General features: G+C 55.9%; 23 protein-coding genes and 1 pseudogene. 5 read left to right on the top strand and 19 right to left on the bottom strand.

What is annotated here, in order from left to right:
- Positions 1 to 51: 51 nt before the first annotated feature.
- From dusA to E0L20_RS19520, 3 genes are all read right to left on the bottom strand, one after another.
- Positions 52 to 1047 (bottom strand): tRNA dihydrouridine(20/20a) synthase DusA, encoded by a 996-nt coding sequence (dusA, locus tag E0L20_RS19530; protein WP_131635388.1) that lies wholly within the window; start codon positions 1045 to 1047, stop codon positions 52 to 54.
- Positions 1048 to 1129: 82 nt separating this feature from the next.
- On the bottom strand, positions 1130 to 2389 hold the full coding sequence (locus E0L20_RS19525; protein ID WP_427854513.1) for a conjugal transfer protein TraF: 1260 nt from the start codon (positions 2387 to 2389) through the stop codon (positions 1130 to 1132).
- Between the two features lie 223 nt (positions 2390 to 2612).
- Positions 2613 to 3101 (bottom strand): cupin domain-containing protein, encoded by a 489-nt coding sequence (locus E0L20_RS19520; RefSeq protein WP_131635386.1) that lies wholly within the window; start codon positions 3099 to 3101, stop codon positions 2613 to 2615.
- Positions 3102 to 3216: 115 nt separating this feature from the next.
- Between E0L20_RS19520 and zur the strand changes: the two genes are divergently transcribed.
- The gene (zur, locus tag E0L20_RS19515) at positions 3217 to 3729 is read left to right on the top strand and encodes a zinc uptake transcriptional repressor Zur (protein ID WP_131635385.1); all 513 of its coding nucleotides are present in this window, start codon (positions 3217 to 3219) and stop codon (positions 3727 to 3729) included.
- Between the two features lie 57 nt (positions 3730 to 3786).
- On the opposite strand, the gene E0L20_RS19510 is transcribed toward zur, so the two are convergent.
- The 5 genes and pseudogenes from E0L20_RS19510 to E0L20_RS19495 form a co-directional block, all read right to left on the bottom strand.
- On the bottom strand, positions 3787 to 3996 hold the full coding sequence (locus E0L20_RS19510) for a CsbD family protein (protein WP_112012120.1): 210 nt from the start codon (positions 3994 to 3996) through the stop codon (positions 3787 to 3789).
- Positions 3997 to 4045: 49 nt separating this feature from the next.
- Positions 4046 to 4120, bottom strand: a pseudogene (locus E0L20_RS24210) (hypothetical protein); the annotation flags it as partial.
- Positions 4117 to 5454 carry an MATE family efflux transporter DinF gene (gene dinF / locus E0L20_RS19505; protein WP_131635384.1) on the bottom strand — a complete coding sequence of 446 codons (1338 nt, stop codon included), beginning with the start codon at positions 5452 to 5454 and terminating at the stop codon, positions 4117 to 4119. The gene dinF and the pseudogene E0L20_RS24210, both read right to left, overlap by 4 nt.
- A gap of 63 nt (positions 5455 to 5517) precedes the next feature.
- Positions 5518 to 6126 (bottom strand): transcriptional repressor LexA, encoded by a 609-nt coding sequence (gene lexA / locus E0L20_RS19500; RefSeq protein ID WP_131635383.1) that lies wholly within the window; start codon positions 6124 to 6126, stop codon positions 5518 to 5520.
- Positions 6127 to 6234: 108 nt separating this feature from the next.
- Entirely contained in the window at positions 6235 to 6603 is a 369-nt protein-coding gene (locus E0L20_RS19495) for a diacylglycerol kinase (RefSeq protein ID WP_014830281.1), read from the bottom strand.
- Between the two features lie 154 nt (positions 6604 to 6757).
- Here E0L20_RS19495 and plsB point away from each other — a divergent pair, with 154 nt between their 5' ends.
- Positions 6758 to 9178, top strand: coding sequence for a glycerol-3-phosphate 1-O-acyltransferase PlsB (plsB, locus tag E0L20_RS19490; protein ID WP_131635382.1), 2421 nt, complete (start codon positions 6758 to 6760; stop codon positions 9176 to 9178).
- A 94-nt stretch (positions 9179 to 9272) separates the two neighbouring features.
- On the opposite strand, the gene ubiA is transcribed toward plsB, so the two are convergent.
- From ubiA to malK, 5 genes are all read right to left on the bottom strand, one after another.
- Positions 9273 to 10142: a 4-hydroxybenzoate octaprenyltransferase gene (ubiA, locus tag E0L20_RS19485; protein WP_131635381.1), complete on the bottom strand. Its 870-nt coding sequence runs from the start codon at positions 10140 to 10142 to the stop codon at positions 9273 to 9275.
- Positions 10143 to 10154: 12 nt separating this feature from the next.
- Entirely contained in the window at positions 10155 to 10652 is a 498-nt protein-coding gene (ubiC, locus tag E0L20_RS19480; RefSeq protein WP_131635380.1) for a chorismate lyase, read from the bottom strand.
- A gap of 180 nt (positions 10653 to 10832) precedes the next feature.
- Positions 10833 to 11780, bottom strand: coding sequence for a maltose operon protein MalM (gene malM / locus E0L20_RS19475; RefSeq protein ID WP_131635379.1), 948 nt, complete (start codon positions 11778 to 11780; stop codon positions 10833 to 10835).
- Between the two features lie 113 nt (positions 11781 to 11893).
- Positions 11894 to 13219, bottom strand: coding sequence for a maltoporin (locus tag E0L20_RS19470; RefSeq protein ID WP_131635470.1), 1326 nt, complete (start codon positions 13217 to 13219; stop codon positions 11894 to 11896).
- A 71-nt stretch (positions 13220 to 13290) separates the two neighbouring features.
- A complete protein-coding gene (gene malK, locus E0L20_RS19465) occupies positions 13291 to 14400 on the bottom strand; it encodes a maltose/maltodextrin ABC transporter ATP-binding protein MalK (RefSeq protein ID WP_131635378.1) in 1110 nt (369 codons plus the stop codon).
- 372 nt (positions 14401 to 14772) lie between these two features.
- Here malK and malE point away from each other — a divergent pair, with 372 nt between their 5' ends.
- The 3 genes from malE (at position 14773) to malG (ending at position 18538) form a co-directional block, all read left to right on the top strand.
- Positions 14773 to 15963: a maltose/maltodextrin ABC transporter substrate-binding protein MalE gene (malE, locus tag E0L20_RS19460; protein WP_131635377.1), complete on the top strand. Its 1191-nt coding sequence runs from the start codon at positions 14773 to 14775 to the stop codon at positions 15961 to 15963.
- 125 nt (positions 15964 to 16088) lie between these two features.
- The gene (gene malF / locus E0L20_RS19455) at positions 16089 to 17633 is read left to right on the top strand and encodes a maltose ABC transporter permease MalF (protein ID WP_131635376.1); all 1545 of its coding nucleotides are present in this window, start codon (positions 16089 to 16091) and stop codon (positions 17631 to 17633) included.
- A gap of 14 nt (positions 17634 to 17647) precedes the next feature.
- A complete protein-coding gene (gene malG / locus E0L20_RS19450; protein WP_131635375.1) occupies positions 17648 to 18538 on the top strand; it encodes a maltose ABC transporter permease MalG in 891 nt (296 codons plus the stop codon).
- Between the two features lie 96 nt (positions 18539 to 18634).
- On the opposite strand, the gene psiE is transcribed toward malG, so the two are convergent.
- From psiE to pgi, 6 genes are all read right to left on the bottom strand, one after another.
- Positions 18635 to 19045 carry a phosphate-starvation-inducible protein PsiE gene (gene psiE / locus E0L20_RS19445; RefSeq protein WP_000202963.1) on the bottom strand — a complete coding sequence of 137 codons (411 nt, stop codon included), beginning with the start codon at positions 19043 to 19045 and terminating at the stop codon, positions 18635 to 18637.
- 192 nt (positions 19046 to 19237) lie between these two features.
- Positions 19238 to 21334, bottom strand: a complete 2097-nt coding sequence (locus tag E0L20_RS19440; protein WP_131635374.1) for a YjbH domain-containing protein — start codon at positions 21332 to 21334, stop codon at positions 19238 to 19240.
- Positions 21334 to 22071, bottom strand: coding sequence for a capsule biosynthesis GfcC family protein (locus tag E0L20_RS19435; protein ID WP_131635373.1), 738 nt, complete (start codon positions 22069 to 22071; stop codon positions 21334 to 21336). Before E0L20_RS19435 ends, E0L20_RS19440 begins: the two co-directional genes overlap by 1 nt.
- Complete coding sequence (locus tag E0L20_RS19430) at positions 22068 to 22706, bottom strand: YjbF family lipoprotein (protein ID WP_131635372.1); 639 nt, start codon at positions 22704 to 22706, stop codon at positions 22068 to 22070. The genes E0L20_RS19435 and E0L20_RS19430 overlap by 4 nt, the downstream gene beginning before the upstream one ends.
- Positions 22707 to 22769: 63 nt before the next feature.
- Complete coding sequence (gene yjbE, locus E0L20_RS19425; RefSeq protein WP_119937937.1) at positions 22770 to 23012, bottom strand: exopolysaccharide production protein YjbE; 243 nt, start codon at positions 23010 to 23012, stop codon at positions 22770 to 22772.
- Between the two features lie 366 nt (positions 23013 to 23378).
- The gene (gene pgi / locus E0L20_RS19420; RefSeq protein WP_131635371.1) at positions 23379 to 25028 is read right to left on the bottom strand and encodes a glucose-6-phosphate isomerase; all 1650 of its coding nucleotides are present in this window, start codon (positions 25026 to 25028) and stop codon (positions 23379 to 23381) included.
- Positions 25029 to 25243: the final 215 nt, after the last annotated feature.

Here is a 25243-nt window from a genome sequence, read left to right as displayed (position 1 = left end):
CCCCGCAATCACTTGCAGGGCGTGGCGAATTTGACGAACTTTTAGCGAAATTTATCGCTTATCCGCGACCAGGCGCAGGGCGTGCTCCAGCACGTCAATATCGGCTCCGGCTTTATGCGCATTCTCGCTCAGATAGCGACGCCACTGACGCGCGCCGGGAATACCCTGGAACAGGCCAAGCATATGGCGCGTAATGTGGCCAAGATAGGTGCCGTTGCTCAGCTCGCGCTCAATATACGGATACATGGCCCGCACCACCGAAACCGGGTCGGTATCGGCGCCTCCAGTGCCATAAATTTCACGATCGACCGTCGCCAGAATGCCCGGGTTTTGATACGCCTCGCGTCCAACCATCACGCCATCCATATGTTCCAGGTGCGCTTTGGCCTCTTCCAGCGACTTGATGCCGCCGTTGATTGACATCGTCAGGTGCGGGAAATCACGCTTCAGCTGGTACACGCGCGGGTAGTCCAGCGGCGGGATTTCGCGGTTCTCTTTCGGGCTGAGGCCGGAAAGCCAGGCTTTACGCGCGTGGATGATAAACATCTCGCATTCGCCCCTTCCGGCAACGGTATTGATGAAATCACACAGGAATTCGTAGCTGTCCTGATCGTCAATGCCGATACGGGTTTTGACCGTGACCGGAATGGAAACCACGTCGCGCATCGCCTTGATACAGTCCGCCACCAGCTGTGCGTTGCCCATTAAACACGCGCCGAACATGCCGTTTTGCACGCGATCGGACGGGCAGCCCACGTTCAGGTTAATTTCGTCGTAGCCGCGTTCTTCCGCCAGCTTCGCGCACTGCGCCAGCGCGGCCGGATCGCTGCCGCCCAGCTGCAGGGCAACCGGATGTTCTTCTTCACTGTACGCCAGATAGTCTCCCTTCCCGTGGATAATCGCCCCGGTGGTCACCATTTCGGTGTACAGCAGCGTATGGCGGGAGAGCTGGCGCAGGAAGTAGCGGCAGTGTCTGTCCGTCCAGTCGAGCATCGGCGCAATGGAGAAACGGTGTGCGGGAAAAGCGGTCTGTAATTCTGACGACATGGCGAAGTTTTAAGCATCTGGTGGAAAAGGGGCGCTACTATAGCACAAAGAAAAGCCGGAGGCGCAGCGCCTCCGGTCTACTTTAAAACGTCATGCTCAGCTGTGCGCCTGCACCCCAGGTTTCGTCCTCACCATACAGGCCCATCAGGTCAACATGGACGGTGTTAAACGGTGCAAAGCCGACACCGCCGGTAAAGACGTTGCTGTCATTCCCTTTCATATCCGCACGGAAACCGGCGCGAACGGCCAGCCAGCTCAGCGGCGTGACCTCGGCACCTACGCCAGCGTACTGAGAGGTATCTTCACTTTTGAAGCCCTTGGTTTCCGTCAGATCGCCATCAGCGGTCAGGGTCACCAGATCGTTGTGCCAGGCCGCGCCTGCGGTCACCAGCGGACGGATCTGGTAGGTATCTTTGTAGCTAACAACTTCACCCGTGCGACCGTTGCGAATGCGAACATCTTTCGTGTCGATATCGCGCGACATCAGGTTTTGTCCGCTCAGGCCGAGCGTCCAGTTTTCACCTAAATCGGCGGCGATACCGGTATCGACGTTGAAGCCGGTGTCGTCGGTACGGTAGCGGCTGTCGTTCCACTTGTTACTGTCGTAATCGTAAATTGAGGTGGTGTAGTTATAGACCCAGGTTTTTTGCAGCTTTGGCGTCACGCCCACGGAAACCGGAACGCCGCCCAGATCGAACTGGCGGGCCACCGCAATACCATAGTCGGAGACAATCGCCGCCCGTCCAGATGCCGTTGAGTTGAGGTTTTTGGTGATTTGATCGGTGCCGTTCAGCGCAGCGTCCAGCGCCACGCCAGCGGCTACCGCATCGCTCTTTTGAATACCGCGCAGGTAATCAATATCCTGCTGATCGATAGAGGAGCTAACGCGCCCGTGGGCGTAGCCTTTCGCCATAAAGGCCACGGAAAGGACGTCGTTAGGGATACTGACTGCAATCCCCGCGCCTGCCGTGGCGCGCGCGGTTTTACCTTTGAGGTAGTCCAGTTCATCCGCGAGATCTTTCGCCGCGCCCTGGAACTGGTTGATTGAACCTAGCGGATTGGTGATGATTTCACCGGGAGTAAGATTATCAATCACATCCTGATAGTGATTGATTTTGTCATTGATGTTATCAATCTCGTCCTGAAGATTGTCTTTATCCGTAATTTGCGCGCCGACGGAAGGTAAAATCACCGTGACGTCATCATCAGGTTTTGCCTTTGCCAGCAGTGCGGGGTTGATTAACGCCCCGCTGCCATAGCTGCCGGATGCAACGCCGGTACCACCCATTGCGTCGCTACGTGATTCTGTCCAGGTATTGGCTGCTCCCGCCTGATTTGCCATAAAAAGGGAGACAGCGATGCTAACCACCGAAAATTTAAAATGTTTTTTCACAGTATGCCCGTTATAGTCTGTTATGAAATAACCCCTGTCTGTTATCACCCAAACAGGAACGAACTATTGCTGTGAATAAGTAGTAAAAGACCCGCTATTTCTGTCCCTAAGTAAAACTCCCTTACGGCCTGTTATATTTTGTGACGGCCCTCAATATTTATAGAAGAGGAAATTATTTTTTCCCAGGTTTTCCATCGTGCGGGCCAAAAAACTGCGGCGGATGGTCTACCCAGCGGTCTTCACGCGTGGCGGCATACACCGGATTCAGCGGGTAGTAGATGCGGTTTTGCTTTTTGTTGGCCTCGCCTACCACCAGCAGCCGCACCTCTTCTTCGGTATTGTTAATGAAGGTGTGGCAGACGCCGGTGCCGGCGGGGAAGCCTACGCTGTCTCCGGGCTCCAGCTTCCACAGATAGCCGTTAATCCAGGCCTCCGGGTAACCTTCAAGGACGTAGATAAACTCCTCTTCATCGCTTTCCGCGTGAGGATAGGAGGTACGACGCCCTGGGGGTAAACGTTCATGATGAATACCAATACGCCCCAGACCCAGCCTGCGGGCCAGCGGTGCGCCGATGGAAAAAAGCTCATTGCTGTCGGGATAGGTCGAATCATCTGCGCCTTCCACGTCGCGCCAGTGACGGATACAGTCAGGTCTTTTCATTATCTTTTCCCCAAATACGATGCGCCAGGTATAGCACAGCCCGGTGGATCTCGGTGTTTTTAGCAGAACATGATAAAGTGACGGTTTCCCACTCTAAAAACATCCGAGGTGCTAAATGGATAAGTCCACAAAAGAGCTGCTAGCGCAAGCTGAAAAGCTATGCGTGCAACGCAATGTGCGCCTGACTCCGCAGCGCCTTGAGGTATTGCGGCTGATGAGCCTGCAGCAGGGAGCGATAAGCGCGTACGATCTCCTCGATCTGCTGCGGGTAAGTGAACCCCAGGCTAAGCCCCCCACCGTCTATCGCGCGCTGGATTTTCTGCTGGAACAAGGCTTTGTACATAAGGTGGAGTCGACAAACAGCTACGTGCTGTGCCATCTGTTTGACCAGCCAACCCACACGTCGGCCATGTTTATCTGCGACCGCTGTGGCGTAGTAAAAGAAGAAGGCGCGGAAGGCGTAGAAGACATTATGCATACGCTGGCAGCGAAAATGGGCTTTGCCCTGCGTCACAACGTGATTGAAGCGCACGGCTTGTGCTCTGCCTGCGTGGAAGTGGAATCCTGCAGCCATCAGGGCGAATGCCAGCACGACCACTCTATTCTGGTGAAGAAAAAGCCGCGTTAACGGCAAAAGAAAAGGCGGCCCATGGCCGCCCTCAGAGGGATACTAGCTTACTGACGATTACCAGCGGTAATCATTACGGGTTTCCCAGTCTTTCACTTCCGTTTCGGCTTTATCTTTTTCATAGCCATAACGTTCCTGGATTTTACCCACCAGCTGATCGCGTTTACCTTCGATGACGGTCATATCGTCATCCGTCAGCTTACCCCACTGTTCTTTCGCTTTACCTTTGAATTGCTTCCAGTTGCCGCCGATTTCGTCTTTATTCATCATCGTGTCCTCATAGTTAAGCGTTGGGTCGTAACGTCCGTTACGTTCTTTTCTGCTGGACGTGATAATAATTGTAGTGAAGGATTCGGCAGTCATTTTCATATTCGGAATCTTTAACCGTCACGATATATCGGCGCGGGAAGGAAACCAGGTGTTGTTGCGCCAGTGGCGCCGCCATATAAATGCCAGCGACAGGCCTCGCAGGGAGAGAAACACCGCCAGAGCCAGCCACAAACCGTGGTTACCCAGATACGGCAACGTCAGCAGCGTCAAACCAAAACCCGCCGCCGCAACGGCCATGCTGTTGCGCATCTCCGCCCCGCGCGTCGCGCCAATAAACATGCCGTCCAGGAGGTAACACCAGACCCCCACCACCGGTAAGATCACCTGCCATATGAGGTAATGACTCGCCAGTTCGCGAAGCGCCGGGAGCGAGGTCAGCAGCGCAATAATATGCTCGCCAAAAAAGGCATAGATCAGCGCAAACGCCAGCGCCACCAGACCCGACTGGCGACAGGCCGCCCGCCATACTTCCTGAAGCTGTCCGCTTTGGCGCGCACCGTATGCCTGCCCGGAATGCGCTTCAACGGCGTAGGCAAAGCCATCCAGCGCGTAGGCGGTAAAGGTCAGCAGCGTCATCAGTACCGCATTAACCGCGACGATCTCAGGCCCGAGGCGGGCACCAAAGACGGTTAGCGCCCCGAAACAGAGCTGGAGCAGCAGCGAGCGCAGCATAATGTCGCGGTTGAGCGCCAGCAGCTTGCGGACGTTGCCGCGCCAGGCCGTTTTCAGCATCGCGAGAGAGATCCCGCGCATCGCCAGAACGCGCCACACCATCCACAGGCCGATGACAAACGTGCCGTATTCCGCAATGGCCGTCGCCAGCGCCGCGCCCCGCACGTTCATGTGCAGCCCCATCACCAGCCAGAGATCGAGCACGATGTTCAGGAGGTTTCCCACCACCAGCAGGATAACCGGCGCGCGAGCGTACTGTACGCCAAGTAGCCAACCCAAAAGAACCAGGTTTGCCAGCGAGGCCGGAGCGCTTAGCCAGCGAATTTCAAGGAAGCGCCGCGCCTGCTCAAGCACCGCCTCGCTACCGCCCACAATATGGAGCGCCAGATCGATCAGCGGCGTGCGCAGTAAAACAATTAGCGCACCCGCACCCAGCGCCAAAATTAATGGCTGCACAAGCGCTCGCGCCAGCCGCAGTGGGTCCCTGGCGCCATACGCCTGCGCCGTCAGGCCAGTTGTGCTCATGCGCAAGAACAGCAGCAGCATAAAGAGGAAGCTGGTCGCCGTTGCGCCGATCGCAACGCCGCCCAGATAAACGGGAGAATCCAGATGACCAATAACAGCCGTGTCCACCAGTCCCAGCAAAGGAACGGTGATATTGGAGAAAATCATTGGCAGAGCAAGACGCCACAATGCCTTATCAGAAGCCGTCAGCAGTGACATGAGAAATACCGGGACCGGAAAATGAAGCAGGCTACGGAGACCCCGTAGCCCGTCAGAAAGAGATTAGAGCCATTCACCGTTACGAATAACGCCGACAGCAAGCCCTTCAATAGAGAAGCTCTGCTCGCGGAGATCCACCAGAATCGGCGTAAACTCGCTGTTCTCCGGAAGAAGCTGAACGGTATTACCCTGTTTTTTCAGTCGCTTAACGGTGACTTCATCATCAATGCGCGCAACGACAACCTGACCGTTGCGCACGTCCTGAGTTTTGTGAACCGCCAGCAGATCGCCATCGAGAATACCAATATCTTTCATCGACATACCGCTGACGCGCAGCAGAAAATCCGCACTCGGCTTGAACATACCAGGATCTACCTGATAGTGGCCTTCGATATGCTGTTGCGCCAGCAGGGGTTCACCTGCTGCGACACGGCCAATCAATGGAATGCCGGTTTCTTCTTCCACCAGCAGACGGATGCCGCGTGAAGCGCCAGAAACAATCTCGATCACGCCTTTACGCGCCAGCGCTTTAAGGTGTTCCTCGGCAGCATTCGGCGAGCGGAAACCCAGACGCTGCGCGATTTCTGCACGCGTGGGTGGCATACCCGTCTGGCTGATGTGATCCCGGATGAGATCAAACACCTCTTGCTGCCTGGTCGTTAACGCTTTCATTCCGCCCCCTGGGTGTATATACAGTTATGCTGTGAGTATATACAGTCAAAGGTGATTTTGGAACCAAAAACTGCACAAAAAACCAGGGACTTAATTATTTCTCGAGGCTCATCGGAAATGTGACCAGAGCAACGTGACCCAGGTTATGGCGGCGGTGATAATCGCCAGCAGCACAGCGGCAGAACCCATGTCTTTGGCACGGCCAGAAAGCTCATGGAAGTCAGAACCAATGCGGTCTACAACAGCTTCAATAGCGCTATTGAGAATTTCCACTATCATCACCAAAAGGACGGAGCCAATGAGAAGAACGCGGGTAATAGCATCAACATCAAGGAAACAGGCGATGATAACCGCGACGATCGCGGCAACGCCCTCCTGGCGAAACGCGGCTTCATTGACCCACGCGGCCCGGAAACCTTTCCATGAATAGCCGGCAGCTTTGATGATTCGAGTTAACCCAGTGGTATTATTGGCCATTAATAGAACCTTTTATTGGAAATAGCGTCAGTAACTCTAGCACCAGCGCGTTTCGCTGTAGCCTGAAGTATGACGGGTAACAACAGAAATTTTGCGCGCTTTCTGTTATCCTTGCGCCGCAATTGCATTATTAACCAGAGGCTTTACATCGTTTATGTCCGGCTGGCCACGAATTTACTACAAATTACTTAATTTACCATTAAGCGTCCTGGTAAAAAGCAAGTCTATCCCAGCAGAACCCGCGCTGGAATTAGGGCTCGATACGTCACGCCCTATTATGTACGTTTTGCCTTACAACTCGAAGGCAGACTTGCTGACGCTGCGCGCCCAGTGCCTGGCGCATGATTTACCTGACCCACTTGAACCCCTGGAAATCGACGGTACTCTGCTGCCGCGCTACGTGTTCATTCACGGCGGGCCGCGCGTGTTTACCTATTACACGCCGAAAGAAGAGTCCATCAAGCTGTTCCATGACTATCTCGACCTGCACCGCAGCAATCCCGATCTGGATGTGCAGATGGTGCCGGTTTCGGTCATGTTTGGTCGTCGACCAGGTCGCGAAAAAGGCGAAGAGAATCCGCCGCTGCGCATGCTCAACGGTATCCAGAAATTCTTTGCCGTGTCCTGGCTGGGGCGCGACAGCTTTGTGCGCTTCTCCCCTTCCGTTTCTCTGCGCCGCATGGCGGACGAACACGGTACCGATAAGATCATCGCGCAAAAACTGGCGCGCGTGGCGCGTATGCACTTCGCTCGTCAGCGTCTGGCCGCCGTTGGGCCACGTCTCCCGGCGCGTCAGGATCTGTTCAACAAGCTATTGGCCTCCAAAGCCATCGCACGCGCCGTTGAAGACGAAGCGCGCAGCAAGAAGATTTCGCACGAAAAAGCCCAGCAGAATGCTATCGCGCTGATGGAAGAGATCGCTGCGAACTTCTCCTACGAGATGATTCGCCTGTCTGACCGTATTCTGAGCTTTACGTGGAACCGCCTTTATCAGGGCATTAACGTCCACAACGCCGAGCGCGTGCGCCAGCTGGCGCATGACGGCCACGAAATTGTCTATGTGCCCTGCCACCGTAGCCACATGGACTACCTGCTGCTCTCCTACGTGTTGTATCACCAGGGGCTGGTGCCACCGCACATTGCGGCGGGTATCAACCTGAACTTCTGGCCAGCCGGCCCGATCTTCCGCCGCCTGGGCGCGTTCTTTATTCGCCGTACCTTTAAGGGCAACAAGCTCTATTCCACCGTGTTCCGTGAATATCTCGGCGAGCTGTTCAGCCGCGGGTATTCCGTGGAGTACTTCGTGGAGGGCGGTCGTTCCCGTACCGGTCGTCTGCTCGATCCGAAGACCGGCACGCTGTCGATGACCATCCAGGCCATGCTGCGCGGCGGTACGCGTCCGATCACGCTGGTGCCGATTTACATCGGCTATGAACACGTGATGGAAGTGGGCACCTACGCGAAAGAGCTGCGCGGTGCGACCAAAGAGAAAGAGAGCCTGCCGCAGATGCTGCGCGGCCTGAGCAAGCTGCGTAATCTCGGTCAGGGCTACGTGAACTTTGGCGAACCGATGCCGCTGATGACGTACCTGAACAACCATGTTCCGGAGTGGCGCGAGTCTATCGACCCTATCGAAGCGGTACGTCCGGCATGGCTGACGCCGACGGTGAACGGTATCGCCGCCGAGCTGATGGTGCGGATTAACAATGCAGGTGCGGCGAACGCCATGAACCTGTGCTGTACCGCGCTGCTGGCCTCCCGCCAGCGTTCCCTGACCCGCGAGCAGCTGACCGAGCAGATCGACTGCTACCTGGACATTATGCGCAACGTGCCGTACTCGGTTGATTCAACCGTGCCGTCTGCCACCGCCAGCGAGCTTATCGATCACGCGCTGCAGATGAACAAGTTCGAAGTCGAGAAAGACACTATCGGCGACATCATTATTCTGCCTCGCGAGCAGGCCGTGCTGATGACCTACTATCGCAACAACATCACGCACATGCTGATGCTGCCGTCGCTGATGGCGGCCATTATTACCCAGCATCGCCGTATTTCACGTCAGGAACTGCTGCGCCATCTCGAGGCCATCTACCCGATGCTGAAAGCGGAGCTGTTCCTGCGCTGGAGTAAGGATGAGCTGGCGGTAGAGCTGGATAAAATGACGGAAGAGATGCGTCGTCAGGGGCTGATTACCCTGAATAATGACGAGCTGCATATCAACCCAGCGCGTTCTCGCACCCTGCAGCTGCTGGCCGCCGGTGCGCGTGAAACGCTGCAGCGCTACGCCATCACCTTCTGGCTGCTGAGCGCCAATCCGTCTATCAATCGCGGTACGCTGGAAAAAGAGAGCCGGACGCTGGCACAGCGCCTGTCCGTTCTGCACGGCATCAACGCACCGGAGTTCTTCGACAAAGCGGTATTCAGCTCACTGGTACTGACGCTGCGTGATGAAGGGTTTATCAGCGATACGGGCGATGCCGAGCCGGAAGAGACGCTCAAGATTTACCAGATGCTGGCCGAGCTGATTACCTCGGACGTGCGTTTAACGATCGAAAGCGCGACGCAGGACGAGTGATGTAAAAAAGCCGGGTGGCGGCTTCGCCTTACCCGGCCTACAGTCCTGCACAACATGTAGGCCCGGTAAGCGTCAGCGCCACCGGGCTTTTTTTTCAGCCAAAATAGCTCATCGCCAGCCCCAAAAACAGCACCAGACCGACGTAGTTATTATTCAAAAACGCTTTAAAGCAGGCTTCACGCTCGCGTTTCGCAATCAGCTTCTGCTGATACGCAAACAGCAGCCCCGCCACCAGCACGGACCAGTAAAACTCCCAGTTCAGCCCGTTCAGGCGGCCAATCGCCACCATTAGCGCCAGTACCGCGACCTGCAAAATACCGATGATCAGCTTGTCCTGACGGCCGAACAGTATAGCCGTCGACTTAATGCCAATCTTCAGGTCATCGTCGCGATCGACCATCGCGTACTGTGTGTCGTAGGCCACGGCCCAAAGAATGTTAGCCAGGAACATCAGCCAGCAGCTCAGCGGAACAGACTCGCTGACTGCCGCAAACGCCATCGGAATCGACCAGCCAAACGCCGCGCCCAGCACAACCTGCGGCAGATGCGTATACCGCTTCATAAACGGATAGACCCAGGCCAGCGCCAGCGCCGCGACGGAGAGCAGGATGGTCATGGTGTTCAGCGTCAACACCAGCAGGAAAGAGAGCAATACCAACACGATGAACAAGTTGCGCGCTTCTTTCTCGGTGACTTGCCCGCTTGGCAAAGGACGGTTGGCGGTACGTTTTACATGCCCGTCGAATTTCCGGTCGGCGTAATCATTGACCACGCAGCCCGCCGCGCGCATCAGCCAGACGCCAGCAACAAATACGCCCAGTATCCACAGCGGTGGCAACCCTGGGGTGGCAACCCACAGCGCCCATAACGTCGGCCACAGCAACAGCAACGCACCGATGGGTTTATCTGTGCGCATTAAGCGGTGATAGGCCAGCAGCTTATTCTGCGTCAGGCTCCACTCCATTTTTTCTTCCTCTTAGTACAACGGCGATGCCGGCAAAAAAAGCTCCGTCAGTATTAACGGCTTGCCGCTCAGGCGCAGACGGGAACGACGCCCCCACAGATCGGCATCGCGGCCAATCTCAATAAAATCACGGGTAAGTTCAGACGACGTGAACAGGTAGCGCCCCAGCGGCGTTTTCCCGAGGCGCTGTAATGCGAGTTCGGGTCCGGACAGCGTAGACGCTGGCACAACCGTCCGCCCGGCGAGCCAGGGTTCACCGTCAGCACAGAGTAAAATCTCACGTAACCAGTAGCGTTCTTCTTGCGGCAGCAGCGGCAGCTCGCTGGCAATCTCATCAGAAGAGACAAAGCCCTCCCGAATCATCGTCACCGTGACCGTTTTGCCCTGTTGCTCAAAACGTTTAGTCATAGAATCTTCAAGAAGCAGCCAGTCCAGTTGCTCCGGGTCAAGCGCGGGTATTTGGTCAAAATAGCGCAGCGCACGCAGTTGCGTTAGCGCGGGGTGTGACATGCCAGACTCTCCGATACATAACGTAATGGCATTGTATCGCAGAAAAGCACATTGAGGGCGGCCAAACGTTATTTCTCGATCACTATCGCAACAACGGCGCAACAGCGCGGGGAATACCAAAAAAAGTGCGCCCACTCAGGCGCACCAAACTACTAACAAATCAGCACTGTGGGGAGACGGTCACCCCTTGCCTTTTACACTGCTGATAAAGGTGGAACGGGCAGTGGTTGAACCTAAACGTTCGGCTTCATCAAGCAGCTTCAGCGCTTTGTCGACGTCGCCGCTTTTCACTGCCTGCTTAATGGCGTTGTTAAAGTAAGTTTCGGTGTCGTTCAGCACCGGCTCGGATGGTTTCACCGGGGCTGCGGTGACTGCAGGCGCAGCGGCCGTAGCTGCTGGAGCGGTGTAGGCAGGTGCAGCGGTATTGCCAACGGTCACAGGGCCTGCTCCAGAGGAGCCAAACAGCGGGCCGACCAGGACGCTGGACGCGCTGCTGGTTGAAACTTTCAGCTTCACAACGCCATCGGTGGTATGTCGGGCGATCGGATCGGGAATATCCGGTACCGCGTTACCTACCCCTTTGGCATAGGCTTTAGCCGGATCGAGAAGCGTCGTAGTTTGCTGTAAATCTTTCTCAGTGGTGAACACTAAAACGTAGAGTTTCTGCTGCCCCAGTGCTGGCGTCAGGCGCATCACCCCTTCAAGACGATCGGCACTCATCACACCAGGTTCCTGATATGAGAAGTATTCGCTTGGGAAGAATGCAGATGGCGTCATGTTTTGATCAAGTATCAGCACATTCGGTGCAAACACGCTGGTTTGTTTGTTTACTTCACTCGACAGCGTCAGCGTCAGTTCGCCGATATTCGCAGGCACGCTGTAGGCCACAACCGGACCGCTGATGCCCGGGACATTCAGCGTTTGCCCCCCCGTTGAGAGCTGGGTAGTTTGCGCTTTAGACTGGTCGACAGGCGTCCAGACCAGCTGCTGCAGCGCCGCCGCCGGAATGGCTGGCGCAGACGTGGTGTTTTGCGGGACGAAATTCACATTGGCGAGCGTCACTGCAGGCGCGCTTGCCAGCAGCCCTGCGGATAAGCAAAGGGCAAGGAGAGTTTTGTTCATTTTCATTGTTATCACCTCAAAATGCACAGGTTCAGCGGTAGCCAGGCAATAGCGCGCCGTCCCAAGGATTGAGGGGCTTGCGCCCCTCAGTTTGGTCATTACGTCAGATTAAGACGGGATTACCACCAGATTTCCATCTGGGCGCCGAAGGACCACTCGTCGTTGTCGCCGCGGCTGTAGGTTGTTGCTTTGGTATCGCTTTTCGCGATGCCGTTGTCATAACCCCATTTCTCATCCCACTTAGCGTAGGTTGCGAACACGCGGATAGCCGGACGAGACCAGATGCTGTCGCCAGCCTGCCACTGTTGAGCAAGGGTGATTTTGTATTGGTTGTTGGTATCGTCAGTTTTCTGAGATTTGACGTTGTCGTAGCCCACTTCCAGCAGGGTGCTCATGATTGGCGTCCATTTGTACATTGGGCGCACACCCACGGTGTACCAGGTGGTACCGTTGTTGTCGTCGCGATCGATATCCTGATACATACCGACATACATCAGATCCCAGCTGTCGCCAAGGGAGATTGCGCCGTGGTCAAGAATACGAACCAGAGAACCATTGTTGTTAATCTTGTTATCTACAACACCGATTTCAGTGTCTTTGTTATAGTCGTTGCCGGTGAAGGAACCCTGAGAAAGACCTTTACCCTGGGTGGTCATTGCATCGGTAGCGTACTGGACAACAAACTTGTTGTAGCCTTTCAGCATGCTCTGGGTGTGTTCAGCGGTGAACATCCAGCCATCTTTGGATGCGCCGTCAGCGAAGCTATAACCGTCGGTTTTGTTAGCACGACCGTAGTCAGCACCCAACTCCAGCGTGCCGCCTGGGTTGACTTCCATCTGCGCTAAACGCACGTCGAAGACGTCGTTCGCCGTGTCTTTGAAGTTATGATAGGTATTGTTGCTGGTGAAGATATACGAACCGCCGGCTTCCTGAGAACGGGTAGCCGCCAGGGACAGTTTACCGAAGCCTACGTCGATGTTTTCCAGACCCGCACCAGGACCGGAAATATCCCAGTAGTAGAAGTCGATCATGTGGACGTCATGACGCTGATAGAAGCGCTTACCGGCCCAGATGGTGGAGCCTGGCAGCCATTCAATCAGGTTTTTACCCTGCACGTTGGCTTCACGGAACGCGGGGTCAGTGGCTTCCCAGTCGTTCTGCTGCGCAACGGAGTACGCTACGTTGGTGTCGAAGTAGAAGCTCTTATCACCTTCTTTCCACACTTCCTGGCCCAGTTTCAATTCCGCATAGGTTTCACATTCGTTACCAAGACGGTATTTACTTTGGGCACCGGTTGCCTGGAAACACTGTTGTTCGCCGCCACTACCCGTCCAGCCGATACCAGAACGAGCATAACCGTGGAAATCCACAGCCAGTGCCTGAGCAGACATTACGCCCGCTGCGACGGCAACTGCCAGAGGAAGTTTGCGCAGAGTAATCATTATTCTATCTCCTGAGATCATTGCTTTTCTTTGAACACTTCACCTGTCGGCTTCGTGTCTTCTTTTGGGATTGCTTAAACGCCTGGCTCTTTGTGCAGCCGACGACATGCAGTGCCATCCTCACGGAACAGATGGCAACGCTCTGGCGGCAAGCCGATAGCGAATGTGGCACCCTCTTCTACCAACACCACATCATTCTGGCGGTAGACCAGGTTCTGACGGATGGCGGGGATCTGGATATGAATCTGTGTTTCGTGACCAAGCTGTTCGACGACCTGAACGACACCTTCCAGCGTCACATCCGCGATGTGGCTTGGGAGTAAATGTTCAGGGCGGATACCCAGGGACATATTTGCCCCGACCTGTACGTTGGCGCTGTCGACCGGGAGCCAGACCTGCTGGCGGTTTGGCAGCTCCACCTGTACCTGTTCAATGGCTGTCGCGGTCACTTTGACGGGCAGGAAGTTCATCTTCGGCGAGCCAATAAAGCCCGCAACAAAGCGATCTGCCGGGTAGTGATACAGCTCCAGCGGCTTACCTACCTGCGCCACGCGGCCGGCATCCAGCACCACGATTTTGTCGGCCAGCGTCATCGCTTCGACCTGATCGTGGGTGACGTAAATCATCGTGCGGCCAAGGCGTTTGTGCAGACGGGAGATTTCAATGCGCATCTGAACGCGCAGGGCGGCGTCCAGGTTAGAAAGGGGTTCATCAAGCAGGAACACGCGCGGTTCCGCCACCAGCGTACGGCCAATTGCCACGCGCTGACGCTGACCGCCGGAGAGCGCTTTCGGTTTACGCTCCAGAAGGTGTGCCAGCTGCAACACTTCCGCCACCTGAGTGACGCGCTGGTTAATCACCTCTTTTTTCGCCCCCGCCAGCTTCAGGCCAAAGGACATGTTCTCAGCAACGGAGAGGTGGGGATAAAGTGCATAAGACTGGAACACCATGCCCACGCCGCGTTCGGCAGGTGGGATGTCGTTCATGCGGGTCTCACCAATAAACAAATCGCCGCTGGTGATCGTTTCAAGTCCGGCAATCATACGCAGCAGAGTAGATTTACCGCAGCCTGATGGGCCAACGAACACCACGAACTCACCTTCGTGGATATCCAGATTGATGTCTTTAGACACCACTACGTCGCCCCAGGCTTTCGTTACATTACGCAGCTGTACGCTCGCCATGCCCTTCTCCCTTCGTTACAACCTGTCACCGACAGAAACATTCAAGATAAGTTCACTATGGGGTATCCATTACTTCTGTGAATCCTCCACCCCCCGGCTTTTTGATGGGGGAGGAGATGGGAGGATGAGAGAGCAGGCTCTGCGACCGCGTCAGCAGGGCTGAGGCGAAATTCGTGAAGCCGCCTGCAAAATTCGGTGGGTTTTTATGTGCGCCAGCACTCATAACTTAAATTTATGCAACACAGATCACACAAACGGGGGGTGGGGCGTAGGGCTCAGGAGGATGGAAAGAGGATGTCAAATAAGGAGACTGAGTCACGTTGAACCACCTCAGTGTATCCACGAGCACATCACCAAAAAAGGATGGCAGATATGAAGATCAAGACTGGCGCACGCGTTTTCGCATTGTCCGCCCTGGCAGCAATGATGATTTCCGCACCGGCTCTCGCCAAAATTGAAGAAGGTAAGCTGGTTATCTGGATTAACGGCGACAAAGGCTATAACGGCCTGGCCGAAGTGGGTAAAAAATTCGAGAAAGACACCGGTATTAAAGTCACCGTAGAACACCCGGACAAGCTGGAAGAGAAATTTCCGCAGGTAGCCGCAACGGGCGACGGTCCGGACATTATCTTCTGGGCGCATGACCGTTTCGGCGGCTACGCACAGTCTGGCCTGCTGGCTGAAGTCTCACCGGATAAAACCTTCCAGGACAAGCTGTTCCCGTTCACCTGGGACGCCGTTCGCTATAACGGCAAGCTGATCGCTTATCCAATCGCGGTTGAAGCCCTTTCCCTGATTTACAACAAAGACCTGGTGCCAAACCCGCCGAAGACCTGGGAAGAGATCCCGAAACTGGATAAAGAGCTGAAGGCGAAAGGTAAATCCGCCCTGATGTTCAACCTGCAAGAGCCGTACTTCACCTGGCCACTGATTGCCGCCGACGGCGGTTACGCGTTCAAGTTTGAAAACGGCAAATATGACGTGAAAGACGTGGGCGTGGACAACGCTGGCGCGAAAGCGGGCCTGACTTTCCTGGTTGACCTGATTAAGAACAAACACATGAACGCGGATACCGACTACTCCATCGCGGAAGCGGCGTTCAACAAGGGCGAAACCGCGATGACCATCAACGGTCCGTGGGCCTGGACCAACATCGACAAGAGCAAAATCAACTACGGCGTGACCCTGCTGCCAACCTTCAACGGCAAGCCGTCTAAACCGTTCGTGGGCGTGCTGAGCGCGGGCATCAACGCCGCCAGTCCGAACAAAGAGCTGGCGAAAGAGTTCCTGGAAAACTACCTGCTGACCGATCAGGGTCTGGAGGAAGTGAACAAGGACAAACCGCTGGGTGCCGTTGCGCTGAAATCCTTCCAGGATCAGTTAGCGAAAGACCCACGCATCGCGGCCACCATGGATAACGCCCAGAAAGGCGAAATCATGCCGAACATCCCACAGATGGCCGCGTTCTGGTACGCCACCCGTACCGCGGTGATCAACGCAGCAAGCGGTCGCCAGACTGTCGATGCCGCGCTGAAAGATGCTCAGGGTCGTATTACTAAGTAATGACGTAGTTCCCTCTCCCTTTGGGAGAGGGTTAGGGTGAGGGTTGTCGCTATCGGCACGCCCTCACCCCGGCCCTCTCCCCCAGGAGAGGGAGAAAAGATCAAACGTTGTAGAGGAAGAACCCCATGGATGTCATTAAAAAGAAACGCTGGTGGCAAAGCGACGCGCTGAAGTGGTCAGTGATAGGTCTGCTGTGCCTGCTGGTGGGTTACCTTGTTGTTTTAATGTACGTACAAGGGGAATATCTGTTCGCCATCATGACGCTGATTTTAAGCTCTGCTGGCCTGTATATTTTCGCCAACCGTAAAGCCTATGCCTGGCGCTATGTCTACCCGGGCGTGGCCGGGATGGGGCTGTTTGTCCTGTTCCCGCTGATTTGTACCATCGCCATTGCCTTCACCAACTACAGCAGCACCAACCAGCTCGCACAGGAGCGCGCCACTCAGGTGCTTCTGGACCGCTCTTATCAGGCGGGTAAAACCTTTAACTTTGGCCTGTACCCTGCGGGTGACGAGTGGAAGTTAGCGCTCACTGACGGTGAGAGCGGCAAAAACTTCATTTCCGACGCGTTCAAATTTGGCGGCGAGCAGAAGCTGTCCTTAAAAGAGGCTGCGGCCCTGCCGGAAGGTGAACGTGCCAACCTGCGCATCATTACCCAGAACCGCCAGGCGCTGACCCAGCTCACCGCCGTGCTGCCAGACGAAAGCAAAGTGACCATGAGCTCGCTGCGCCAGTTCTCCGGCACGCAGCCGCTGTACGCACTCGCAGATGACGGCACCCTGACCAACAACCAGAGCGGCGTGAAGTACCGTCCGAACAACGATATCGGTTTCTATCAGTCGGTGAACGCAGACGGCAAATGGGGTGATGACAAGCTCAGCCCTGGCTACACCGTCACCATCGGCTGGGACAACTTTACCCGCGTGTTTACCGACGAAGGCATTCAGAAACCGTTCTTCGCCATCTTCGTCTGGACGGTGGTCTTCTCGGTGCTGACGGTGATCCTGACCGTTGCCGTGGGCATGGTGCTGGCCTGTCTGGTCCAGTGGGAATCCCTCAAAGGCAAAGCCATTTACCGCGTGCTGCTGATCCTGCCGTACGCCGTACCGTCGTTTATCTCGATTCTGATTTTCAAAGGGCTGTTCAACCAGAGCTTCGGTGAAATCAACATGATGCTGAGCGCGCTGTTCGGCATCAAACCGGCCTGGTTCAGCGACCCGACCACCGCCCGCTCGATGATTATCATCGTGAATACCTGGCTGGGCTATCCGTACATGATGATCCTGTGCATGGGCCTGCTGAAGGCTATCCCGGACGATCTGTACGAAGCCTCGGCGATGGACGGCGCGGGGCCGTTCCAGAACTTCTTCAAGATTACGCTGCCGCTGCTCATTAAGCCGCTGACGCCGCTGATGATTGCCAGCTTCGCCTTTAACTTTAACAACTTCGTGCTGATCCAGCTGTTGACCAACGGCGGCCCGGACCGACTCGGTACGACCACGCCAGCAGGCTATACCGACCTGCTCGTGAGCTACACCTACCGCATCGCCTTCGAGGGCGGCGGCGGTCAGGACTTCGGCCTGGCGGCGGCGATTGCCACCCTGATCTTCCTGCTGGTTGGCGCGCTGGCGATTGTGAACCTGAAAGCCACACGAATGAAATTTGACTAAGGAGGGCACTGATTATGTCTATGGTCCAACCCAAATCACAGAAGCTGCGCCTCTTCGCAACGCACCTGGGGCTGCTGATGTTTATCGCGGCGATCATGTTCCCGCTGCTGATGGTTATCGCCATCTCCCTGCGCTCGGGTAACTTCGCGACCGGGAGCCTGATCCCGGACGAAATCTCCTGGGAGCACTGGAAGCTCGCGCTGGGCTTCAGCGTTGAACACGCCGATGGCCGCGTCACGCCGCCGCCGTTCCCGGTGCTGCTGTGGCTGTGGAACTCGGTGAAAATCGCCGGGATCACCGCGATTGGCATTGTGACGCTCTCCACCACCTGCGCCTACGCTTTCGCCCGCATGCGCTTCCCGGGCAAGGCCGCACTCCTGAAAGGGATGCTGATTTTTCAGATGTTCCCGGCGGTGCTGTCGCTGGTGGCACTGTATGCCCTGTTTGACCGTCTGGGCCAGTACGTGCCGTTCATCGGGCTGAACACCCACGGCGGCGTGATCTTCGCCTACCTTGGCGGCATCGCACTGCATGTATGGACCATCAAGGGCTATTTCGAAACCATCGACGGCTCGCTGGAAGAAGCGGCCGCGCTGGATGGCGCAACCCCGTGGCAGGCGTTCCGCCTGGTGCTGCTGCCGCTGTCGGTGCCTATCCTGGCGGTGGTGTTTATTCTGTCGTTTATCGCTGCGATCACCGAAGTACCGGTTGCCTCACTGTTACTGCGTGACGTGAACAGCTACACCCTGGCCGTGGGAATGCAGCAATATCTCAACCCGCAAAACTACCTGTGGGGCGACTTTGCCGCGGCGGCCGTACTTTCTGCCATCCCGATTACCGTGGTGTTCCTGCTGGCCCAGCGCTGGCTGGTCAACGGCCTGACGGCGGGCGGTGTGAAAGGTTAAGTTTCATTTGTTATGCCACTGCAACCCTCAACTTTAGACGTATTGTATTGACCCATCTTGTGACTGTTGTTTGGCGCTCCCCGGAGCGCCCTTTTTTTATTCGCGCTTCAGCCGCTTCGAGTTGCACAGCCAGAGGGTGATCACCAGCAGCAGGATCGCCGCCGAGTAGATCAGCACGTCGAGCGGGGACTTATGATCGACGATGATCAGCCGCACTATCGCGGTGATCCCAATGTAGACAAAATAGCGCAGCGGGAAGTGAAAGCCGGACTGAAAGTACTTTACAATCAGGGCGATAAATTCAAAGTAGAGGAAGTAGACCACCAGCCCTTCAACCAGCGCGTATTTGCTGGTTTGCTCGGGGGCGAACAGCACATCCGCCAGATGCACCGTCTCTTTTCCGAGAAAGACGACCAGTATCAGGCCAAGGCTCAGCAGACCGAGGTTCAGCACGGTCTGGAGGATCGTTGAGATAAACTCAACGCGCGGGCGAGTCAGGGATGTCATACAGCACCTCATTCTCCAGGGCGAGGTTCCTGTATAACGCAAAAATGTGACGGGGATCTATATTTTTTGTTTATGTTTGGCGCAATCGAGAGGATTCCCCTCACCCCGGCCCTCTTCCCAAAGGGGCGAGGGGGAAAGATAGCGCCGAGCGATCCCCTCTCCCCTTTGGGGAGAGGGTTAGGGTGAGGGGCATCAGCGGAAGTTAATGTTCTTATCGCTGGTCATGTCATACAGCTGGAACTTACGTCCAAGCTGCTGGCCGCCGTCGCGCGTCAGCGGCGTCCAGCCAATCGCCGCACGGCTGCGGGTTGCGCCTGACGAGAACAGATCCAGCGGAATCGACACGTATACGCCCTTGGTGAAGTCCCCTTCCCCGTACTCGTCCGGCGAGACGTTGGTGATGGTGGCGTAGCCGCCCACAACGACGCCGCTGTCGAAGTGTTTGGAGATGTCCAGCGTACCGCCCTTATCGCCTGCCAGGTACTGGCCGACGCTGGCTTTCACCAGCACGTCCTGCGCGAACGACGGCGTCCAGTAGGCGGTCAGGTGGCCGGTTTTGACGCTGTAATCGGTGAATTTCATCATGTCCTGCGCGCTGCGCCAGTCACGCTGTTTCACGTAGTTGGCGTCAATCCCAAACGCCCAGTTGCTGTCGACAGGGCGGTAAAGCACCTCCGCACCCGCGCCGCCGTACATGGTCTCCAGATAGCCACCGTACGCCTGGCCGTAGAAGCCGTTGCCGAAGTACTGGAAGTAGTTGGCCTGCAGGTTGTTCACGTAGGCGTTGTTCTGCACGTATTCACGCACGCGGGTACGCACGCGCGGCAGCTTCGAGTCGTTCGGCGGGTTGGTGTAGTTAAATTTGTCGTAGTTGTTGGCGATGTTGCCGAACAGGCTGCCGGTGGTCAGCAGGTGGTCGGTGACCCACAGATCCGCCGTCGCCATCACGCCCAGCTGATACATGTAGAAGTTTTCCGGCCCGCCGACGGACTGGTTCAGCACCGGATCGATGTGGAAATCGAAGCGCGATTTGTCGATATACCAGCCCTGCTCGGTAGAGTCCGGCACCACGGGCTCAATCCGTTTTTGCACCAGCTCGGTTTCATGCCCAAGCGGTTCGCCTTCAAGGTGGCGCTTGAGGCTGGCGACGTCCGTTTCGGTGGTGACTTGCGGCAGGTTGAGGCGGTTCTCCGTCACGCGGATCGTGCGGATCCCCTCCGGCAGATCGTTCATCACGATCCGGTTGGCGCGCTCGATCCCTTCGCGGGAGTCGCGGTATTTCACCTGCTCGCCGGTGACGTACAGCGTATCGCCCTTGGTCTGAATTTTCGGATCGGCAAGGCCCGCGTTGTATTTCAGCAGCGTCAGCTGATTCGCCACCACGGAGTGCTGGATGATCGCATCCTGCGGCTCCGGCTGGTATTTTGGCCGCGCGTTGTCGTTATAGTGCGGACGCATGTCGTTGAAGTTGGTGCGCAGCGTGAAGCCAAACATCACGGTATTGCCGCGCTCGTAGCTGAGGTTAACGTCGGCCCAATCGGTGACGCGGTAAATGGCGCCGACGTTAAACTTGCTCTTCTGCTCAATCTTACCGGCGAAGTCCTGCGAGTAGTCGTTGCCTTCATACTCCAGCTTCAGGCGCAGCGGCTGCCACGGGGTCTGATACTCCACGCCGCCAAACAGCGAGGCGGGACCGTGGAACATCTGGTCGCCGTTGATGGAACCGGCTTTCTGGTAGCTGTTATCGCGATAGCAGTATTTGTCGCTGTAGGAGCAGAACGGGTTTTTCACGTTACCGCTGGTGCCGAGATAGCCCCATCCCAGGCCGAGCGAGAAGTCAAACGGTCCCCAGGCTTTGCTGGCCACGATATATTCCGCGTCAAACAGGCCGGTCCCGCCGATATCCTTCGCCCCGACGGACACCTGCGGCATCCAGTAGCTCTCTTCCCACAGGCGCAGCTTAAGATCGAAGGCTTTATCTTTGTAGGTCTGGTCGCCGGAGAAGGCGTCGACGCTGCTGTACGCTTTGGTACGCACGTCGGTATAGCGCAGCGTGGTTTCAAGCCACGGGAACAGCTGAACGGAGGCGGAGTAGTAGCGGTACTGATCGTTGTCGCGATAGTTAAGGCTCAACTCCCCTTCCCGCGCCATGCGCGCGGTGGGCGTTTGCAGTAAACCGACGCCGCCAAAGTCTGACTGAGACGGGCCAATGGGTGCCGGATAGGTTTCTGCGTGGCAGGCAGCGCTGACGCACAGCGCCAGCATGCTGTAGAGATAGGTTCTTTTCATCAATCCGGTATCCGCTGTATCAGGGAGAGAAGGATATCGGCGTTAAGCCCGTCATATGCCTTCGTCCAGAAATGGTCGGCAAAACCGACAAAAATGATGCTGCCAGGCATGGGTTCGATATGGCGTTTATTCCAGTACGCTACCGGTGCTTTTTGCGTACGCCCGTCAGGATAAACCACCCAGGCGTAGCTGTTATCCGCCCCGCTCAGCAGGCTCTGTTCGTCGAGATAGCTCGCCACATCGCGGCCGGGCGTGAAGGACTTTTTACCCGGACTGCTGATAAGCCCCATCACGGTAACGGTAGCGGGCCGGGCGGGAAGCCAGAGCGTGTAGTCGCCTTCCAGAGTCGGATTGCCATTTTCTGCCACGCGGACATCGTCCGGGTCCAGATTCACCTTCTGACGCCCTGTCACTTTCACTGCCTGAAGCTGCTGGCGAACGCTGTTAATGGCCGCCGCATCGTCGCCGTCTTCCTGCGCGGCTAACCCCGTCAGCCGGGCGAGCAGCGCCTTATGTTTTTGTTCTGCCGCCACCGTTGACTGGCGCTCGCTGATAACCGCTCCCGGCCACCAGCTGTTAGCCAGCCGTGGCTGGCCGACAAGATCGAGCAGGTGCCCGGCATTGGTCAGGGTTTTCGGTTTTTCATCGTCCGGCGTGTAGACCTTTACCGTCCCTGCAGACCACGCCAGCGGCGCGGTAAGGCTGGCAAGAAGCGCAACGTGGATGAGCGTTTTCATGATTTCGCCGCCTTGATCAGGGTGGTTTTCATCGGGAAGAAACCAGCACCGAGATACTGCAGGGACTGGCGGATCTGCCCTTCCTCGTCGATCCAATAGCGGTTATGCCAGGTCGCCTGGTCGGTGACGATCTCTTCATCCAGCACCCGAACCTGAGTTTCATCGCTACCTACGCTGACGCTGTCGGTGCCGTCCCAGCGGAACGTGGAACGCGCCGTGGCGTAGCGCACCTGGTTGTGCTCTGTCCAGCCCAGGGTGCGCGTCCAGCTTGCGCCGTCGGTAATTTGATTCGGTTTGATAAGCGGGTCTTCGGCGAGGTTGTTCACCTCAAGCAGGTTGTCACCGCCGAGCAGGGTTTTCACAATGCGGCCATGCTGCGTCACGATGGTGGCCTGATCCTGCGTCACCCATTTCTGCTGCCCGTTTTCGTCGAAAGCGAGCACCACAAACAGCTGCGGGCCATCGTTGAGCTGCATGTACTGGCTGGCATACGGCATGTTCTGCAGTTCGTCATCGGTCAGGTGTACGCCCGGCGTGCCGAACAGGCTGTCCCACAGTGAGTTTCCCAGCCCTTTAGTGGTGGCTGAGCACGCCTGCAGCAGCAGGCAAATCAGGATGATTGCAGGTCGCTTCACGACTCTTCTCCGAAGGGGCGAAATAACCACACCGAAGTGTGGTTATGATTAAAACACCCGGTATTACTGGGTGCTGGTCGTCGTAGTGGTCGTGGTTCCGGTATTGGAGCCATCACCGCCACCGGTTGCCGCCAGCGCGACACCCACGGCTGAGCTTACGGTGCTGGTGCTGGCTGCGGTAGAACTCCCCGCAGACGCAGACGTAGCCGCCGAACCTGCCGCTTCTCCGACCTGAACCGGAGCTGCATAGACAGACGACGCCGCAAGCGCAGATATGGCAAAAATGCCATACAGTACTTTCTTCATAACAATTTCCCTTCAATGAATGAATGGAGATTTGCCTAAAAAGAATTTCAGGCGGAATCGAGTATACACAACTAAAGCAGCGGGATTGCCGTGCTGAGAAATAGAGGAAGGGTTTTCAGACTATTGGATAAAATTGAAATATAAGAATAATTAAATAAATATATAACCAATTAAAATCAACAAGATAAAATTAAATGGCAATAAGAGGCTTATCCGTATATTCCTAAAATAAACCGCAGTGATTAACGGGTTAAGCGCCTTTTTCAGATAAAACTCATAACCGGAATTTGAGTTAACTAACAGACATCAGGAATTATCCGATAAAAAAATGCCGGCATATAGCCGGCATTTTTCATGACATATTAATTACGCACGCCATGCTTTATAGCGGTTAATCAAACCGTTTGTCGAGCTGTCGTGGCTGTCGATCGCCTTATCATCACCCAGCTCTGGCAGAATGCGGTTTGCCAGCTGTTTGCCCAGCTCAACGCCCCACTGGTCAAAGGTGAAGATGTTCAGGATAGCGCCCTGAGTGAAGATCTTGTGCTCATAAAGGGCAATCAGCGCGCCCAGGCTGAACGGCGTGATTTCACGCAGCAGGATGGAGTTGGTTGGACGGTTGCCTTCGAACACTTTGAACGGCACAACGTGATCCAGCGTGGCCGGATCTTTACCCTGGTCGCGGTATTCCTGCTCAACCACCTCGCGAGACTTACCGAACGCCAGCGCTTCGGTCTGAGCGAAGAAGTTAGACAGCAGCTTCGGATGGTGATCGGACAGGGCGTTGTGCGTGATAGCCGGCGCGATGAAATCGCACGGTACCATTTTGGTGCCCTGGTGGATCAGCTGGTAGAACGCGTGCTGGCCGTTGGTGCCCGGCTCGCCCCAGATGATTGGGCCGGTCTGGTAGTCCACGGCGTTGCCGTTACGGTCAACGTATTTACCGTTAGATTCCATGTTGCCCTGCTGGAAGTAGGCAGCAAAGCGATGCATGTACTGGTCGTACGGCAGAATTGCTTCGGTTTCAGCGCCGAAGAAGTTGTTGTACCAGATACCGATCAGCGCCAGCAGCACCGGCAGGTTTTTCTCTGGTGCGGTGGTGGAGAAGTGTTTATCCATCGCGTGCGCGCCGGAAAGCAGCTCAACGAAGTTGTCGAAGCCCACGGAGAGGATGATGGACAGGCCAATCGCAGACCACAGTGAGTAGCGGCCGCCAACCCAGTCCCAGAACTCAAACATGTTCGCGGTGTCGATGCCGAACTCGCCCACCGCTTTACCGTTGGTGGACAGGGCCGCGAAGTGCTTCGCCACGTGCTTGTTGTCGCCAGCCGTTTTCAGGAACCAGTCGCGCGCGCTGTGGGCGTTGGTCATGGTTTCCTGGGTGGTGAAGGTTTTGGACGCGACCAGGAACAGGGTGGTTTCCGGGTTCACTTTTTTCAGCACTTCGGCGATGTGGGTACCATCGACGTTAGACACAAAGTGCATGTTCAGGTGGTTTTTGTACGGGCGCAGCGCTTCGGTCACCATGAACGGGCCGAGGTCAGAGCCGCCGATACCGATGTTTACCACGTCGGTGATCGCTTTGCCGGTATAGCCTTTCCAGCTCCCGGAGATGATCGCCTCAGAGAAGGTTTTCATCTTTTCCAGCACCGCGTTCACTTCCGGCATCACGTCTTTGCCGTCAACGATAATTGGGGTATTGCTACGGTTACGCAGCGCGACGTGCAGTACGGCGCGGTCTTCGGTGCGGTTGATCTTCTCACCGGAGAACATGGATTTGATGGCGTCGGCCAGCTCAGTCTCTTTCGCCAGATCCTGCAGTTTTGCCAGCGTCTCTTCGGTAATGCGGTTTTTGGAGAAATCCACCAGCATCAGGTCATCGAAGGTCGCGGAGAATTTAGCGAAACGATCGGCATCTTTCGCGAACAGGTCCGCGATGGTGACGTCTTGCATTTCATCAAAATGTTTCTGTAGTGCCTGCCAGGCAGCGGTCTGCGTTGGGTTGATGTTTTTCATTAGCAATACTCTTCTGATTTGAGAATTGTGACTGCGGTCGATTGTAGCGCCTGCAAATAAAAATTGTGATGGTTTTTATGCCATTGCCCTGGCCTGCATCAAACGCAGGTGAAAAGACCCGAAAAGTATAGCTGCTGACGTGGCCTCCTGCGGTGGCGAAATGTGGGTCAAAACAGGCTAAAAAGGAGCATAAAATATGGGCCTGTTATAAGTCC

It is taken from the genome of Enterobacter wuhouensis, from assembly GCF_004331265.1.
Classification (GTDB): domain Bacteria; phylum Pseudomonadota; class Gammaproteobacteria; order Enterobacterales; family Enterobacteriaceae; genus Enterobacter; species Enterobacter wuhouensis.
Note: the sequence above shows the minus strand (reverse complement) of the source record. Positions and strands in the feature narration are given on the sequence as shown.